This is a genomic window from Catonella sp. (assembly GCF_057250765.1).
Map to the genome: position 1 here is coordinate 1 of NZ_DBHIEC010000015.1, position 16,611 is coordinate 16,611.

General features: G+C 40.6%; 16 protein-coding genes and 1 pseudogene. 14 read left to right on the forward strand and 3 right to left on the reverse strand.

Annotated elements, in window-relative coordinates; genetic code table 11:
• Positions 1 to 413 precede the first annotated feature (413 nt).
• A pseudogene (locus ACO6HM_RS08650) lies at positions 414 to 1,082 on the forward strand (group II intron maturase-specific domain-containing protein); the annotation flags it as partial.
• A 101-nt stretch (positions 1,083 to 1,183) separates the two neighbouring features.
• Here ACO6HM_RS08650 and ACO6HM_RS08655 read toward each other — a convergent pair.
• Complete coding sequence (locus ACO6HM_RS08655; protein WP_485390663.1) at positions 1,184 to 2,464, reverse strand: O-acetylhomoserine aminocarboxypropyltransferase/cysteine synthase family protein; 1,281 nt, start codon at positions 2,462 to 2,464, stop codon at positions 1,184 to 1,186.
• A gap of 255 nt (positions 2,465 to 2,719) precedes the next feature.
• On the opposite strand from ACO6HM_RS08655, the gene tgt reads away from it, so the two are divergent.
• Both tgt and yajC read left to right on the forward strand, forming a co-directional pair.
• The gene (tgt, locus tag ACO6HM_RS08660; RefSeq protein WP_485390664.1) at positions 2,720 to 3,850 is read left to right on the forward strand and encodes a tRNA guanosine(34) transglycosylase Tgt; all 1,131 of its coding nucleotides are present in this window, start codon (positions 2,720 to 2,722) and stop codon (positions 3,848 to 3,850) included.
• Between the two features lie 134 nt (positions 3,851 to 3,984).
• On the forward strand, positions 3,985 to 4,281 hold the full coding sequence (gene yajC, locus ACO6HM_RS08665) for a preprotein translocase subunit YajC (protein ID WP_485373580.1): 297 nt from the start codon (positions 3,985 to 3,987) through the stop codon (positions 4,279 to 4,281).
• An 84-nt stretch (positions 4,282 to 4,365) separates the two neighbouring features.
• On the opposite strand, the gene ACO6HM_RS08670 is transcribed toward yajC, so the two are convergent.
• Positions 4,366 to 4,959, reverse strand: a complete 594-nt coding sequence (locus ACO6HM_RS08670) for an ECF transporter S component (RefSeq protein ID WP_485390665.1) — start codon at positions 4,957 to 4,959, stop codon at positions 4,366 to 4,368.
• Positions 4,960 to 5,227: 268 nt separating this feature from the next.
• Between ACO6HM_RS08670 and ACO6HM_RS08675 the strand changes: the two genes are divergently transcribed.
• The 4 genes from ACO6HM_RS08675 to ACO6HM_RS08690 all read left to right on the forward strand — a co-directional run bounded on the left by ACO6HM_RS08675 (position 5,228) and on the right by ACO6HM_RS08690 (position 10,364).
• The gene (locus ACO6HM_RS08675) at positions 5,228 to 6,568 is read left to right on the forward strand and encodes a 5-bromo-4-chloroindolyl phosphate hydrolysis family protein (RefSeq protein ID WP_485390666.1); all 1,341 of its coding nucleotides are present in this window, start codon (positions 5,228 to 5,230) and stop codon (positions 6,566 to 6,568) included.
• Positions 6,569 to 6,631: 63 nt separating this feature from the next.
• A complete protein-coding gene (locus ACO6HM_RS08680) occupies positions 6,632 to 7,834 on the forward strand; it encodes a toxic anion resistance protein (protein ID WP_485390667.1) in 1,203 nt (400 codons plus the stop codon).
• Between the two features lie 151 nt (positions 7,835 to 7,985).
• A complete protein-coding gene (gene guaB / locus ACO6HM_RS08685; protein ID WP_208429073.1) occupies positions 7,986 to 9,440 on the forward strand; it encodes an IMP dehydrogenase in 1,455 nt (484 codons plus the stop codon).
• 69 nt (positions 9,441 to 9,509) lie between these two features.
• Positions 9,510 to 10,364 carry a bifunctional 5,10-methylenetetrahydrofolate dehydrogenase/5,10-methenyltetrahydrofolate cyclohydrolase gene (locus tag ACO6HM_RS08690; RefSeq protein WP_485390668.1) on the forward strand — a complete coding sequence of 285 codons (855 nt, stop codon included), beginning with the start codon at positions 9,510 to 9,512 and terminating at the stop codon, positions 10,362 to 10,364.
• A 225-nt stretch (positions 10,365 to 10,589) separates the two neighbouring features.
• On the opposite strand, the gene ACO6HM_RS08695 is transcribed toward ACO6HM_RS08690, so the two are convergent.
• Positions 10,590 to 11,474 (reverse strand): PHP domain-containing protein, encoded by an 885-nt coding sequence (locus ACO6HM_RS08695; RefSeq protein WP_485390669.1) that lies wholly within the window; start codon positions 11,472 to 11,474, stop codon positions 10,590 to 10,592.
• A 246-nt stretch (positions 11,475 to 11,720) separates the two neighbouring features.
• On the opposite strand from ACO6HM_RS08695, the gene ACO6HM_RS08700 reads away from it, so the two are divergent.
• The 7 genes from ACO6HM_RS08700 to ACO6HM_RS08730 all read left to right on the forward strand — a co-directional run bounded on the left by ACO6HM_RS08700 (position 11,721) and on the right by ACO6HM_RS08730 (position 16,605).
• On the forward strand, positions 11,721 to 12,062 hold the full coding sequence (locus ACO6HM_RS08700) for an arsenate reductase family protein (protein WP_485390670.1): 342 nt from the start codon (positions 11,721 to 11,723) through the stop codon (positions 12,060 to 12,062).
• 79 nt (positions 12,063 to 12,141) lie between these two features.
• Positions 12,142 to 12,327, forward strand: coding sequence for a PspC domain-containing protein (locus tag ACO6HM_RS08705; protein WP_485390671.1), 186 nt, complete (start codon positions 12,142 to 12,144; stop codon positions 12,325 to 12,327).
• A 24-nt stretch (positions 12,328 to 12,351) separates the two neighbouring features.
• On the forward strand, positions 12,352 to 13,449 hold the full coding sequence (gene ychF / locus ACO6HM_RS08710) for a redox-regulated ATPase YchF (RefSeq protein WP_485390672.1): 1,098 nt from the start codon (positions 12,352 to 12,354) through the stop codon (positions 13,447 to 13,449).
• Positions 13,450 to 13,460: 11 nt separating this feature from the next.
• A complete protein-coding gene (gene lgt / locus ACO6HM_RS08715) occupies positions 13,461 to 14,327 on the forward strand; it encodes a prolipoprotein diacylglyceryl transferase (RefSeq protein ID WP_485390673.1) in 867 nt (288 codons plus the stop codon).
• A 204-nt stretch (positions 14,328 to 14,531) separates the two neighbouring features.
• Positions 14,532 to 14,966 (forward strand): division/cell wall cluster transcriptional repressor MraZ, encoded by a 435-nt coding sequence (gene mraZ / locus ACO6HM_RS08720; RefSeq protein WP_485373512.1) that lies wholly within the window; start codon positions 14,532 to 14,534, stop codon positions 14,964 to 14,966.
• Between the two features lie 141 nt (positions 14,967 to 15,107).
• Positions 15,108 to 16,070 (forward strand): 16S rRNA (cytosine(1402)-N(4))-methyltransferase RsmH, encoded by a 963-nt coding sequence (gene rsmH, locus ACO6HM_RS08725; RefSeq protein ID WP_485390674.1) that lies wholly within the window; start codon positions 15,108 to 15,110, stop codon positions 16,068 to 16,070.
• Positions 16,063 to 16,605 (forward strand): hypothetical protein, encoded by a 543-nt coding sequence (locus ACO6HM_RS08730; protein ID WP_485390675.1) that lies wholly within the window; start codon positions 16,063 to 16,065, stop codon positions 16,603 to 16,605. The genes rsmH and ACO6HM_RS08730 overlap by 8 nt, the downstream gene beginning before the upstream one ends.
• Positions 16,606 to 16,611 lie beyond the last annotated feature (6 nt).

Here is a 16,611-nt window from a genome sequence, read left to right on the forward strand (position 1 = left end):
CTTTCGGAAAAGCCTTATGAGTTTTTGGATATTTAGATTAGGTATAAATACTAGATTTATAGAACTATAACAAGCAAATAATGAGATAGCTTTGTGTTTATATATCATATGGATTTCAGAGATGAAAAGAAGGAAGCTTTAATTAACATTGCTATGGTATATTTATCTGGTGTTCGGGATTATCGTCTTTCTCCTCGCGGTTAATGTAAATCATGTTCAAGAATTGATATAAAAAAAGCGGCGCACGTTTCTAACGGGTTAAAGTCCCGAATCCGCCCGGTAGTGTGAAGGATGCGCCGAAAGCAAGGGTGTCGAGTGTGACCTCGAATCTGAAGGAAGCTGGATATGAGGAAGATACTAACTCATGGGCAAATCTCTGGTCTGACGAACAGAAATCTCATATGAGGTTATTCTACCTCAATGAATTCGACTGGGAGTTCTTAAAAAGAGGTGTCCCATGCATAAGATATGCAGATGACATAGTGCTTCTTGCGAAAAGTAGGAAGGCATCAGAGAGACTCTTAGAGAGCAGTACAAGGTATCTCGAGGATAAGCTGAAACTTACAGTGAACAGAGAGAAAAGCCGTACTGTCAGCGTATTTGCAATCCGAAATTTTAAATTCCTTGGCTTTGCATTGGGAAGGAACAAAAGTGGAACATATGTCCGAGTTCATGCAAAGTCATAGGATAAGTTTAAGTCGAAACTGAAAGAGCTTTCTTCCCGTAAGTGCTGTCAGTCAATCAAGCCGAGCCTAGAAAGAATCAAGGTTTATGCAAGAGGATGGCTTAACTACTATGGAATAGCAAGTATGAAGTGCAACATGAATGATGTCAACGGATGGCTCTATCACAGAATACGTATGTGTATATGGAAACAATGGAAACGTGTGCGAACTAGATACAGAAATCTCAGGGTAATGGGCGTTCCTAAAGACCTGGCATGGAAAGCGGCAAATAACAGACGTGGCTATTGGTTTACAACACATACAGTTGCTATAAATATGGCAAAGACAAAAGAAAGACTGATAAACAGTGGCCTTTATGATTTAGCCACAGCCTATCAGTCTGTGCACGTCAACTACCAAAAACGCTGTATACGAGAACCGTACGTACAGTGCTGTGAGAGGACGGCGGTTAGCCACCCCTCCTACTCGATTAAATAGCCCTATTAGTTTTAAGTTTATTATGCCTCAAGTGCCTGTCTGATATCTTCTATAAGGTCTTCCGCATCCTCTATACCTAAGGATACTCTAACAAGTCCTGCAGATACGCCTGCCTCTACAAGCTGTTCGTCAGATAGCTGACGATGTGTGGTTATTGATGGGCAGAGGCAGCAGCTCTTTGCATCAGCAACATGTGTCTCTATCGCAATAAGCTTAAGACTTGTCATAAACTTTTCAGCAGCTTCTCTACCGCCTTTAATCTCAAATGAAACTACACCTGAGCAGCCGTTAGGCATATATTTTTCAGCCAAAGAGTGGTATGTATCAGTCTTTAGTCCCGGATAGTTTACTTTTTGTACCTTCTCATGCTTTGCTAGAAATTCTGCAACAGCCAGACCGTTTTTAGAGTGCTCCCTCATACGGACATGTAGAGACTCGAGTCCAAGGTTAACTAAGAAGGAGTTCTGAGGTGACTGGATAGAGCCCAGGTCCCTCATAAGCTGTACAGTTGCCTTAGTTATATATGCACCGCCTTTACCAAACTGTGTGGCATAAACTATGCCATGGTAAGACTCATCAGGGGTGCAAAGTCCTGGGAATTTGTCAGCATGAGCCATCCAATCAAAGTTTCCGGCATCTACTATGGCTCCACCTACGCCGCTTCCATGTCCGTCCATGTACTTTGTGGTAGAATGAGTAACTATGTCTGCTCCCCACTTGATTGGCTGACAGTTGATAGGTGTAGGGAAGGTATTGTCTACGATGAGTGGTACACCGTGGCTATGGGCAACTTTAGCAAATTTCTCTATGTCAAGCACTGATAGTGCTGGGTTTGCAAGAGTTTCTCCAAATACTAATTTGGTATTTGGCTTAAATGCAGCATTAAGCTCTTCCTCAGTTGCATCAGGAGATACGAAGCTAACTTCTATTCCCATCTTTGGAAGGGTAACTCCTATAAGGTTATAGGTGCCGCCATATATAGATGATGAGCAGACGAGGTGCCCGCCTGCCTCACAGATATTAAAGATAGCAAAGAAGTTGGCAGCCTGACCGGATGAAGTAAGCATGGCCGCTACACCTCCCTCAAGTTCAGCTATCTTAGAAGCGGCGTGGTCGTTGGTAGGATTCTGAAGCCTGCTGTAAAAATATCCGCTTGCTTCAAGGTTAAATAGCTTTCCCATAGCCTCGCAGGAATCATACTTAAAAGTGGTTGACTGTATTATAGGCACCTGCCTTGGCTCACCATTCTTAGGTGTATAGCCAGCCTGCACGCATTTTGTTCCCTGTTTTAATTCACTCATAGTTTCTCCTTTTAGGTGTAAATATTTATAACAAAAATGGACAATACGTCACTTTACCATGGGGTCATTTCGGATATGCCCATAGCATTGAACATATTTATTAGTATAAGCAAATTTACTTATAAAATCCAGTTGTTTTTGATGAGCAGTTATATATAAAACTTATAAGATGTTATAATTTTCTATTGAAATAACTCTGAGCGCATATTATAATAAAGTCTGTATGTTTTAGAGAACAGTTTGAAAGGAAATATTATGTATCGTCTTTTATGTAAAGATGGTTCAGCCAAGAGAGGGGAGTTTACCACTGTACACGGAGTGATACAGACTCCTGTTTTTATGAATGTGGGCACTGCAGCGGCTATCAAGGGAGCCGTATCTACTGAAGACTTAGAGAACCTTAAAACTCAGGTTGAACTATCTAACACCTATCACCTGCATCTAAGACCCGGTGATGAGGTAATAAAGAAGCTTGGAGGCATCCATAAGTTTATGGTGTGGGATAAGCCTGTTGTAACTGATTCGGGTGGATTTCAGGTGTTTTCACTGGCTAAACTGCGTAAGATAAAGGAAGAGGGAGTGAAGTTTAGCTCCCATATAGATGGCAGAAAGATATTTATGGGACCTGAGGAAAGTATGCAGATTCAGTCCAATATCGCATCTACCATAGCAATGGCCTTTGACGAATGTCCGGGACTTCCCTGCGAGAGAAAATACATGTTAGAGTCAGTGGCTAGGACTGAGAGATGGCTCCTTAGATGTAAAAATGAGCTAAACAGACTCAACAGTCTGCCTGATACAATCAACAAGGAGCAATTGCTCTTTGGTATCAATCAGGGTGGTGTCTACAGTGACATAAGGATAGAAAATGCCAAGAGAATTACAGCTATGGATTTGGCGGGTTATGCCATCGGTGGACTTGCTGTAGGAGAGACTCACGAGGAGATGTATAAGACTCTTGAGACTGTAGTTCCTTATCTCCCTGAAAATAAGCCTACTTACCTTATGGGTGTTGGCACACCAGAGAACATCCTTGAGAGTGTTGAGCGTGGAGTGGACTTCTTTGACTGTGTATATCCATCAAGAAATGGCAGACATGGACATGCTTACACCAACCACGGCAAGATGAATCTTAATAATGCAAAGTATGAGCTTGACGAGAGGCCTCTTGACAGTACCTGTGACTGCCCGGTATGTAGAAGATATACAAGAGCTTATATAAGGCATCTGCTTAAAGCTGGCGAAATGCTAGGAATGAGATTTTTGGTTATGCACAATCTTTACTTCTATAACAATATGATGGAAGAAATAAGGGCCACGATAGAAAAAGGCGAATTTCAGGCATATAAAAAGGCCAAGCTTGAAGGATTTAATGCCGGAGAGTAACAAGGCTGAGTGTTGATATTTTTTTGACACACACACTATAATGTAGTAAAATATTTAATAAATTTTAGGAGGAAGAAAAAATGGTTGGAGTTTTATCAGCAGGAGCGGCAACAGGAGGAGAGTCATTGGCATCGATGCTTCCTATGATTGTTATCTGGGTAGTGGTAGTAGGTGGTATGATGTACTTTATGAGCATCAAGCCACAGAAGAAGGAAAGGCAGAGGATGCAGGAGCTTATGTCCAGCCTCGAGCTTGGAGATTCAGTGCTGACTACAGGAGGGTTCTACGGTGTTATCATTGATATCATGGAGGAAATAGTTGTAGTAGAGTTTGGAAGCAACAAGAACTGCCGTATCCCTATGAAGAAGACAGCTATTGTTGAGGTAGAGAAACCAGGTCAGTCTAACACAGAAAGTGGCGAGAAAAAATAAAATTTGCAGTGTCCTGTAGGACATTTGTTAGTAGGCATAAAACAAAGGCTATTGCAGTTTACTTGATTGCAACAGCCTTATTTTTTATTTTCTAACTATCTTTATTATTCTAAGAAGTCCGGGTACCAGTATGGCAATAAATGCCAGATTAAAAATGAAGCCAACTCCTATAAATATAGTGAAGTAAAACAATATAACATTTTCAGCCCCTGCCGTACTTGCAGTCTGTGCAAGAAGAGGGTAAAACACGGTAAGCATTCCCACAGAGAATATACCTGTATTTACAACAGGTGCAGTCGCAGAGGCAGCTATCGTAGCAAATACGTTGTTTACACCCTTTAGCAGTTTGTATACAATTCCGGAAACATATCCTGCCAATAAGCCTTTGAATATACAGATAACTACAGTAAAAGCCGGGTTGTACTGCAGCATAAGAGTACTGAAAGGCTCAGCACCGGAGATAACTGCAAATAATACTACAACTCCGAATACAAGTCCAAGTATTGCACCCGCTAGTTCACCAAAGAGCACCGCACCCATAATAATTGGGATTAGAGATAGTGGTGGTGAAAAGGTTCCAATTTTAAATCCGCTTGCAAAGGTTTGCAAAACTATAACAAGGGCAGTAAGTATACCCATACCGACCAATTGTGCGGTTTTAGTGCTTAATCTATTCATTTTTCCTCCTGCTGATATTCCCTCTAATTTAGGCTTAGCCCATAGGGATACATCGCAACATGAAGAATAGCATAAAAAGCCCTTGAAGTAAAGGTAAAAAATATTTATAATGATATGAGAGATTAATCATATACAAATTTCCAGATGAGAAGAGCATTTAGAATAATAATACGAATAACCCGGATTATTCATACTATATGACTCTTTTACAAGGCGTTTCACGGATAATTTGAGGTAAGTTTGTAGATTATATTATTAGGAGAAGATTATGAGCAGCAATAAATGGGATGAATTTGGAGGCGGAATCAATGATGTTATTCAAAAAGCCATTGATTCAGGTAACTATAATTCACTCGGAAGAGATATTAACAATATTATAAGGGATGCTTCACATACATTTGAAGATGCCTTAAGCAGAGGACTAAGAGAAGCAAGGAATAAGACGGTAAAGGTAAACCTGGGTGGCAATACCGTTGAGGTGGATAAGAATTATCAGGACAGAATCAGCCGTCCTACAAATAAAAACGCTATAGTTCCTTCCAATGCAAAGCTATACGTATCGGACAATCAGCTCTTTGGTAAAGGTATGGCAAACGCTATATTTGGAGGTATTGCAACCTTTGGAACAGCAATAGCAACCCTAGGAGCAGCATTTGATGGCACACCTATGGGAACAGCGGTGTGTGCGGGATTGTTAGGCCTGTCCTGGTTATGGCTTATGACAGGTGTAAATACCCTTAAAGACCGCCTGGTATTTAAGAATTATCAAAAGATACTTAATCTATCTGACAACAAATCCTATGCCAAGATAGAGGACCTTATGCAGGAAACGGGCGAATCAAAGGATAAGACATTGAAGCGCCTTAGGAAGATGATTAGAAACAGATGGTTTAAGGAAGGTCATATAGATAAGAGTGAAACTACCTTCATATCTACCAATGAAACCTATGCCCTATACCAGAAAACTCAGCTTGACTATGAAGAGAGACTTAAAATAGACAGGGAATTAAGTGCCAATAAGCCTGCAAATGAGCAAAATATTAGTGCAGAGGTAAAGGAAACTCTTGAACAGGGCAAGAAGTATCTCGCCCAGATAAGCCACTTAAATGACAGAATCCCGGGAGTGGAAGTATCAAATAAGATATTTAAGATAGAAGATATTACAGGCAGGATACTAAGCAGGGTTGAGGAGCATCCAAGCAGTGTAGATGATATAAAACAGCTTATGAAGTATTATCTTCCTATGACAATAAAGCTGCTCACAGCCTATGCTGAAATGGATGAACAGCCTGTAAAGGTGGAAAATATCGATAAATCCAAAAAAGAGATTGAAAATGTACTCGACAGCTTAAACGATGCATTCAGCAAGCTTCTTGATGACCTCTATAAGGATACTGCCTGGGATATATCAAGTGATGTGTCTGTGCTTAATGCCATGCTAAAGAGAGAAGGGCTTAAGGGCAACGATTTTACTAATACAGCAAATACTACTGCTTCAGATGGCTTTTCACGGACAAAGGCTGAGGCAAATGAGGTCAAGCTGGAAAGCCAGACGGTGCCTAAGGCTTACGAAAATGAGGTTGAAAAAGGAATAGAATTAAAGCTCTAGATTGAGTATAATTTGTAGTACCATAGTGAAATATAGATAATATTACAGATTAAGGAGAAGATTATGAACGAAAATGAAAATGTAATGCCTGAGCTTGCTGCCGATGCTAAAAATGTGGCAGCACCGACACTTACACTGGAGCAGGAAGCCGCTCCTGCACCAAGCCTTACTCTTGAACCTGCAAAGGCTGAGAATCAGTTGGTTGTAGACAATGCCAACAATCCGACAGGTGTAGATGAAAATATATTGTCAGATGCTGAGAAGAAGCAGGTTGAGGATTTTGCAAAACAGATTAATATCAAGGACTCAAATGTAGTACTACAGTATGGTTCGGGTGCCCAGAAGAAGATGGCTGATTTTTCAGAAAAAGCTATTGGTAACGTTAAAACCAAGGATATGGGAGAGGTAGGAAAGCTTCTTTCGGATGTTGTTATTGAGCTTAAGAACTTTAATGAAGATGATGAAAAGGGAATATTCGGTTTCTTCAAGAAACAGACCAACAAGCTTCAGGTCTTAAAGACAAAGTATGACAAGGCAGAAGTAAATATTGGTAAGATTACCGATGCTCTTGAGAGCCATCAGGTTACTCTTATGAAGGATACCGCTATGCTTGACCAGATGTATGAGTTAAATCTCACACATTTTAAAGAGCTTACCATGTACATAATTGCAGGTAAGAAGAGACTTTATGAGGTTAGAAATACTGAGCTTAAGGCGTTACAGGAAAAGGCGGCTGCAAGCGGTAAACCAGAGGATGCTCAGGCGGTTAGAGACCTTGACGCTCAGTGTACCAGATTTGAGAAAAAGCTCTATGACCTTGAACTTACAAGAACTGTAGCCATGCAGACGGCTCCACAGATAAGACTGGTTCAGGAAAATGACATAGTAATGAGTGAAAAGATACAGTCAACTCTTGTAAATACCATACCTCTATGGAAGACACAGATGGCGCTTGCACTTGGCATAGAGCATGCGGGACAGGCTGCAAAGGCTGAAAGGGAAGTAAATGATATGACCAATCAGCTCCTCACAAAGAATGCTGAGATGCTTCATCAGGCTTCTGTAGATGTTGCTAAGGAATCAGAGAGAGGAATTGTAGATATCGAAACACTTACAAAGACCAATGAAACCCTTATCAATACCTTTGATGAAGTTATGCAGATTCAGAAGGAAGGTAGGGAAAAGAGGGCTGCGGCTGAGGTAGAGATGGCAAGAATAGAAGCAGAGCTTAAGAATAAGGTCTTATCATTAACCCAGAATAATTAATCACTTTAGTTTTTAAAAATAATTTTTATTCCTTCTTGACAGTATTTTTTTCTGATATTATACTGTGTGGAAATACTTTTTGTAGAAGTATAAAAACGTATTAAAAGTTACTATTACAGCAGTCTAACTGATTAAAGAAAGTGAGGAAAAAATGGGACAGATAATTGGCGACGGAATTACTTTTGATGATGTGCTCTTAGTGCCTTCCTATTCAGAGGTTATACCTAATCAGGTTAACCTTGAAACCATGCTTACAAAGAGGATAAAACTCAAGATCCCTATGATGAGTGCAGGAATGGATACAGTTACCGAAAGCAGAATGGCTATAGCTATGGCAAGACAGGGAGGTATCGGAGTTATTCATAAGAATATGACCATAGAGCGTCAGGCAGAGGAAGTAGATAAGGTTAAGAGATCTGAGAATGGAGTCATAACGGATCCGTTTTTTCTGTCACCGGAGCATACTTTGGCTGATGCCAATGAGGTTATGGCTAAATACAGAATTTCCGGAGTGCCAATTACTGAGGGAAGAAAGCTTGTTGGTATAATTACCAACAGAGATCTGAAGTTTGAGACAGATTTTTCTAAGAAAATAAAAGAATCAATGACCAGTGAAGGACTTGTTACTGCAAGAGAGGGCATTACACTAGAAGAGGCCAAGAAGATTCTTGCGTCTGCAAGAAAAGAGAAACTTCCTATCGTGGATGCTGAGGGCAATCTCACAGGACTTATTACAATTAAGGATATAGAAAAACAGATTAAGTATCCTGATTCTGCAAAGGATACCAAGGACAGACTTGTATGCGCTGCCGGAGTAGGTGTTACAGCTAATATCTTAGAGAGAGTTGAAGCCTTAGTTAATGCTAAGGTAGACGCCATAGTTATTGACTCAGCACACGGACATTCTGCCAATGTTATCAGATGCGTGAAGATGGTTAAGGATGCTTTTCCTGAGCTTGACATTATAGCAGGAAACATTGCTACAGGTGAAGCTGCGAGGGACTTAATTGAAGCAGGAGCAGATTCTCTAAAGGTTGGTATAGGACCTGGCTCAATATGTACAACAAGAGTGGTTGCAGGTATAGGTGTACCTCAGATTACCGCTATAATGAATGTATATGAAGTAGCCAAAAAGCATGGCATACCTGTAATAGCAGACGGCGGTATCCAGTATTCAGGAGATATGGTAAAGGCTCTTGCAGCAGGTGGAGACGTATGTATGATGGGGTCAATCTTTGCAGGCTGTGATGAGAGTCCTGGCGAGTTTGAGCTTTATCAGGGTAGAAAATACAAGGTATATCGTGGAATGGGCTCTATTGCGGCTATGGAAAATGGAAGCAAGGACAGATATTTCCAGACAGATGCCAAGAAGCTGGTTCCTGAAGGCGTAGAAGGAAGAGTAGCTTATAAGGGACTTGTAGAAGATACCATCTTCCAGCTTGTAGGCGGTATCCGCTCAGGTATGGGCTACTGTGGAGCAGACAATATAAAGAAGCTTCAGGATACAGGAAAATTTGTGAAGATATCTGCTGCATCCCTTAAAGAAAGCCACCCACACGATATCCATATCACAAAGGAAGCACCTAATTATTCATCAGATTTTTAATTAACTATATTTGTCCCACAGTGAGATTTGTGGTTTCACTGTGGGACTTTTTAGAGAAAGGGAAATGACTTGAATATTATAAGCGGTAAGGAAGTTGCGGGACATATAAGTAAGAGAGTGAAGGATAGAGTGGATGAACTTATCAAACAGGGAAAGAGGGTGCCTAAGCTTGTTATTGTAAGAGTAGGCGATAGGCCTGATGATCTATCATACCAAAGAGGTGCTATAAAGCGGATGGATATGGTGGGTATAGCCCACGAAGAACTGTGGTTTGAAGAAAATGTTTCTATAGAAACCTTTTTTGAGAAGTTTGATGAAATCAACAAAGATGATGGGGTAGATGGAATCCTGGTATTAAGGCCTCTTCCTAAGCATCTTGATGAGGACAGGCTTATCCGTACTATCAATCAGGCAAAGGATGTAGATGCAATTAGCCCCTCAAGCCTTGGCAAGATAATGATAGGAGACAAGAACGGCTTTGCACCTTGTACAGCGGCAGGAGTTATTGAAATCCTTAAATATGCGGGGGTAGAGATAAGTGGCAAAAAGGTAACTATAGTAGGTAGAAGCAATGTGGTAGGAAGACCTCTTGCCCTTCTTTTTATAGGACTTGATGCGACTGTAACCGTCTGCCACAGCCGTACAAAGGATGTAAAAGAAGCGTGTAAAAATGCTGAAATTCTTGTTGCTTCTTGTGGTAAGGCAAGATTTATAAATAAGGAATATGTAGCAAACGGTGCTGTAGTCATAGATGTAGGCATTAACCTTGATGAAGAGGGAAAACTCTGTGGAGATGTTGATACAGGCAGTATAGAAGGTATAGCCTACGCCTGCACCCCTGTACCTGGGGGAGTAGGGGCAGTTACGACTTCCGTTCTTGCAAGTCATGTGCTTTGTGCCTATGAAAATGCCTTAAAGGCGTGAACTAGGATTAAGATAGTAAATTGATGTATGTTCAGACAATAAAAGTGGCTGCCACATAGGGACAAAACCGCGTAGATTAGCTTGCTTAAATATGTAAACAGCTTGTTATACCGGATGTTATAGTGTGGCAGCCACTTAAAGATTATTCAGGTACTAAAAATAATAAATCCGTAAAAGTAAGCAATAGTCCGTCTGATGCATTTGTTTTCTTTGTCTGAATAAGTATTATCTTAGTACAGAAAGCTTCTTTTGTTCCTCTCTTAAGTTGTCAAGTATTGAATAAGGGATTCTAAGGTTTCCCCTTCCAACGCCAATGCTAATAGCAGGCTTTGGTTTTCCGTGAAAGTCAGAACCACCTGTGATTAAGAGACCTTTTCTCTTGGCAAGGCCTCTCACATAGTCCTCATCCTGCTTGCTGTGGCTTGAATATATAGTCTCAATTCCTCTTAGGCCATAGCCCTTAAGCGTATCTACAAGAGCCTCAAGCTCAGGAATAGGGAGCCTATAGATGATAGGATGGGCAAGGACAGGTACGCCGCCGGCCTTTATTATGCCCTCTATAGCGTCTTTTGGTGTGGTAAACTTTCTTGCTACGTAGTAAGGCGTATTATCTCCCAGATATAGCTCGAAGGCAGATGGATAATCCTTTACTATTCCTTTTTCTACCAGGTATTTTCCAAAATGAGCTCTGGTTATTATTGAATCAGGCGAGGCCGCAACTATTTCTTCATAGGATATAGGCAGCCCTGCATTCTTCAGGTTTTCAACCATTTTTATATTTCTTGCTATTCTCTCCTTTTCAGCTACTTTAAGTAAGGCATTGAACTCATCATTGTCAGGCTCAACCAAAAGACCTAAGATATGGATATCTCCATTCTTGTAGGCGGCGGAGATTTCAACTCCGGGAAGCACCTCCAGCTGTTCATCCTTTGGAAGCCCTGCATTATACCTGCTTGCAGCCTCTGATAAGGACTTGTAGCCGTCAGTTGTATCGTGGTCAGTAAGCGCAAAGGCGGCAAGGTTTGCTTTCGTAGCCAGTTTTACCAGCTCCTCAGTGGTTTCTGAACCATCGGAATAATTAGAATGTACGTGCAAATCTATATTTCTCATATGTTCCTTTCTGTGGTTTTATGCATATTAAATAATGATACAGGTGTCAAATACTCTTAACACCTATATCATATAATGATACAGGTATACAATTCTTTTGATACCAACTAATGTAATTATAAGCGCTATTATCGATTAATACAAGATTTCAACACCTGTAGTATTTATAAAATATTTATATCTAAACTTGTAAATTTCCTCATACTTTGTTAGGATAAACTTGAAACTGTGATAAGGAGAAGGACTATGAATATACAGATTTTTGGAACTAAAAAATGCAACGATACTAAAAAGGCAGAGAGATACTTTAAGGAAAGAGGAATAAAATATCAGTTTGTGGATATGAAAGAAAAGGGCATGAGCAAAGGAGAATTCACCTCTGTAGCTGAGAAGAACGGCGGCTTTGACTCTATGCTAAACCCTGAGGCAAAAGATAAGGATGCACTTGCAAGGATAGAATATGCTACGGATGATGACAAGCTTAACACAATACTTGAAAACCAACAGGTAATAAAAACTCCTGTGGTAAGAAACGGAAAGCTCTCTACTCTTGGATACCAGCCGGATGTATGGAAAGCTTGGGAATAATGGCGCTTTAGTAGTAATTGAAAAATTTGAGCCGTTATGTTACAATTGTAGTACTAATTTAGAAAAGAGGCGATATATCATGAAGAGATTAACTAAAAGCAACAATAGAATGTTGCTTGGCGTATGTGCAGGAATTGCTGAGTATTTTGATATAGATCCCAATGTAGTAAGGCTGCTTTGGGTATTGTTTTGCCTGGCTGGTGGCAGTGGAATCCTAGGCTACATCATTGCCGCTGTAATAATGCCTGGTGCATACGAAGAGTAAAGAATGTAAGGAGATACAACATATATGAAACTGGGAATTGTGGGACTTCCGAACGTAGGAAAGAGTACCTTATTTAACTCATTAACCAAGGCAGGGGCTGAGTCAGCCAACTATCCTTTCTGTACTATAGATCCCAATGTTGGTGTGGTTGCCGTGCCTGATGAAAGACTGAATGTACTTGGCAAGATGCATAACTCAGGCAGGATTGTACCAGCCGCTATAGAGTTTGTAGACATAGCAGGACTTGTAAAAGGAGCATCAAAGGGTGAAGGACTTGGCAATCAGTTCCTTGCCAATATAAGAGAGGTAGATGCCATAGTTCACGTGGTTAGATGCTTTGAAGATGCCAATATTGTTCACGTAGAAGGCTCTATTTCGCCTACAAGAGACATAGAGACTATCAATCTTGAGCTTATATTTGCAGATATCGAAGTGCTTGAACGAAGGAAAAGCAGGGTAGCAAAGTCGGTTAGTGCCGATAAGATGTACAAAAAAGAGCTTGATATGATAGTAAGGCTTATGGCCTTCCTTGAAGCGGGCAACCTGGCAAAGGCATTTGTCAGAGAAGATGATGATGAAGAGAAGTTCTTTGAGGAGTACAACCTTCTTACTGCTAAGCCTGTTATCTACGCTGCAAATGTAAAAGATGATGACCTTGCAGATGACGGAGCCAATAATAAGTACGTTAAAGAAGTAAGGGATATAGCAGAGAAGGAAGGCTCGGAAGTGTTCGTGGTATGTGCACAGATAGAGCAGGAAATCTCTGAGCTGGATGATGATGACAAGAAAAGCTTCTTAGAGGACTTGGGACTCTCAGAATCGGGACTTGAGAAACTAATAAAAGCCAGCTACAAGCTCTTAGGACTTATAAGCTATATAACTGCCGGCGAGATGGAGACAAAGGCTTGGACTATAAAAGCAGGTACCAAGGCTCCGCAGGCAGCAGGCAAGATTCATACCGACTTTGAGAGAGGCTTTATCAGAGCAGAGGTAGTAAGCTACGACAATCTTATAGCCTGTGGAAGCATGGCCGCAGCCAAAGAAAAGGGACTTGTTAGAAGTGAAGGCAAGGAATATGTTATGAATGATGGTGACATAGTTCTTTTCCGCTTTAATGTATAAGGAGATTAACTATGTTTGCTTTAGATACAATTTCATTTCCAAATCTAGGTATAGTAATAGAGAATCTTCCCAAGAGCATATCCGTATTCGGAAGATTTGACATAGCTTTTTACGGAATAATAATCGGTCTTGGCATAGCCATGGGTTATATTGTGGCAAGTTTTCAGGCTGCAAGAACAGGACAGGACAAGGAAGTATATCTTGACTTTGCAATGTATGCTGTCGTAGTTTCCATAATAGGTGCAAGGATATACTATGTAGTCTTTTCCTGGGACGATTATAAGGATGACATCATACAGGTGTTTAACCTAAGAGCGGGCGGACTTGCCATCTATGGTGGTGTCATAGGAGGTATAATTACTGCCATAGTCTATACGAAGATAAAAAAGATGAAGTTTACCCTGCTTGCTGATACTGCCTGCGTGGGTCTGCTTACAGGTCAGATTATAGGGCGGTGGGGTAACTTCTTTAATAGGGAGGCCTTTGGAGACTATACGAACAACCTCTTTGCAATGAGGCTCTCGACTTATGATGTGAACCAGAATGCTATTACCAAAAAGATGTTAGAGATGGCAGAAGAAGGCAACTATGTTGGCTTCATTCAGGTTCATCCGACATTTTTATATGAGTCAGTATGGAATCTGATTCTTCTTATATGTATACTGCTTTATACCAAACATAAGAAGTTTGACGGTGAGCTTTTTCTTATGTATATGGGAGGATATGGCCTGGGCAGAGCTTTTATAGAAGGCTTAAGGACAGACCAGCTGACTCTTGGAGACACAGGCATAGCTGTATCTCAGGTACTTGCCTTTGCATTGTTTGTTACAAGTTTGGGTTTAATTATCTATAAGAGAGTAACATTAAAGAAAAAATAAAAAAATTTTAGAATGTTTTTAAGGCTAAAAGCCCTTCAAAATCCCATAAAATGGGGAATTGGGGGCTTTTTTTGTATTTTAAAAAGAGAATAACAGAACATGTGTATCGTTGCAAAAAAATAAAATTTATTATAAAATGTAACAAAAGTGGAGCAAAGTGGCGATAAATATCATGAAGTGGTGTGAAAGGGAGGAGGTGTTCTTATGTTTACGGGTTCGTACGAGCATACAGTAGATAATAAGGGCAGAATCATAGTTCCTTCCAAGTTCAGAGAAGAACTGGGCGAAAAATTCATCATCACTTTTGGTCTTGACGGATGCCTATATATGTATCCCATGAATAAATGGGAAAGCTTTGTTGAGCAGCTTGCTGCACTTCCCGGGGGGCATAAGAGCAGGGAATTACAGAGATACTTCCTCTCTGCTGCCGTTGAAAGTGAGATAGACAAACAGGGTAGGACTCTTTTGCCTGCCAATCTTAGGGAGAGAACAGGCATCAGTAAAAATGTTATGATAGTCGGTATGATGGGTAAAATTGAATTATGGGATAAAGCACTTTGGGACAAGAACACTTCAGAACTTGGCGATATCAATGATATAGCAGAGCAGCTGGCGGAATTTAACCTAAACTTTATGTAGTGATACAAGTGCCAAAAGCATAAAAACCAGTTGCAAGCTCCAAAAGCGCAGCTGTAGCAATCCTGTATCACAGGCTATGAGGTATTTTCCACATATACACCGTATAACCTGGGCATAGAAATTAAAAGGAGGCATATGTTTATGGAAGATGAATTTGAATTTAAGCATATTCCTATAATGTTAGATGAGGTTATTCATGGCCTTGACATAAAGCCTAATGGTGTATACGTGGATGGAACTCTTGGCGGCGGCGGTCATTCCTATGAGATAGCAAAGCGTCTGACAGCTGGTGGAAGGCTTATAGGCATAGACCAGGATGAAGCGGCCATAAAGGCAGCGGGAGAAAGGCTTGCAGAGTTTAAGGACAGGGTAACCATTGTAAGAAGCAATTATGCACAGACGATAAACATTCTGAATGGACTTGGGATAAGTGAGGTTGACGGTATTTTGCTTGACCTTGGAGTATCCTCATACCAGTTAGACAACGCGGAGAGAGGCTTTTCATATATGGAAGATGCTCCCCTTGATATGAGGATGGACACTAGACAGGAAAAGACAGCCAGGGATATAGTAAACTACTATAGCAAGGAAGAACTTACCCGTATTATAAAAGAATATGGCGAAGATAAGTTTGCATCTAAGATAGCCTCTAAAATAGCAGCTTTTAGGGAAGGAAAACCGATAGAAACAACAGGAGAGCTGGCTGATATTATTAAATCAGCTATACCAATGAAATATAGGGCTACCGGAGGACATCCTGCAAAGCGGACTTTTCAGGCTATCAGAATCGAGCTAAACAGGGAGCTTGGAGTACTGGAAGATTCAATTGAAGGCATGATTGATATACTATCAGACAATGGAAGGATTGCTATAATTACCTTCCACTCACTTGAGGACAGGATAGTAAAATCAGCTTTTAGACGGGCAGAATCACCTTGTACCTGCCCGCCTGATTTTCCGGTTTGCGTTTGTGGTAAAAAGTCAAAAGGATTTGTTGCTTCAAGAAAGCCGATAGTGCCTTCTGAAGAAGAGATGAAATGGAATTCGAGAGCGAAGAGTTCGAAACTTAGAATCTTTGCAAGAAAGAGGGAATCTAATGAGTGAAAAAAGAAAAGTAAGAAGAAACAGGAATCTAACAAGTGGTTCTATGGCATTAAATGTAAGGAGCAGTGCGCTTCCTAAAAGAAGATATCTGCCTAAGGAGCAGCCACAGGTAGAAAAACAGCCTAAACAAAAGCCACAAAGATATGCTAAAATGAGGTATGCACCTTCTATAGACTTTTTAGGCTTTGCAGGCATGATGATAGTGGCTGCCTTGCTTGTTGTTGTCTGTGTAGGATACATTAGAGTATATAATGACATAAAGCAGACTGAGCTCTCAACCAGAGCGATATCAAGAGAGGCGGACAGCCTAAAGATAGCCAATGACAATACCGAGAATACTCTCTACAGCAACATTGATTTGGAGAAGATAAGAAAGACAGCGATAGAGAAATATGGTATGGTATATCCTTATGAAAACCAGATTATTACGTACAAGAGCGTAACTAACGGATATGTAAGGCAGTATGGCGATTTGAAGGGCAATGAGGCACTTAGCCTGATTGAGAGAATTTTAAGAGTAGTAAATGCCGGATAGGAGTTA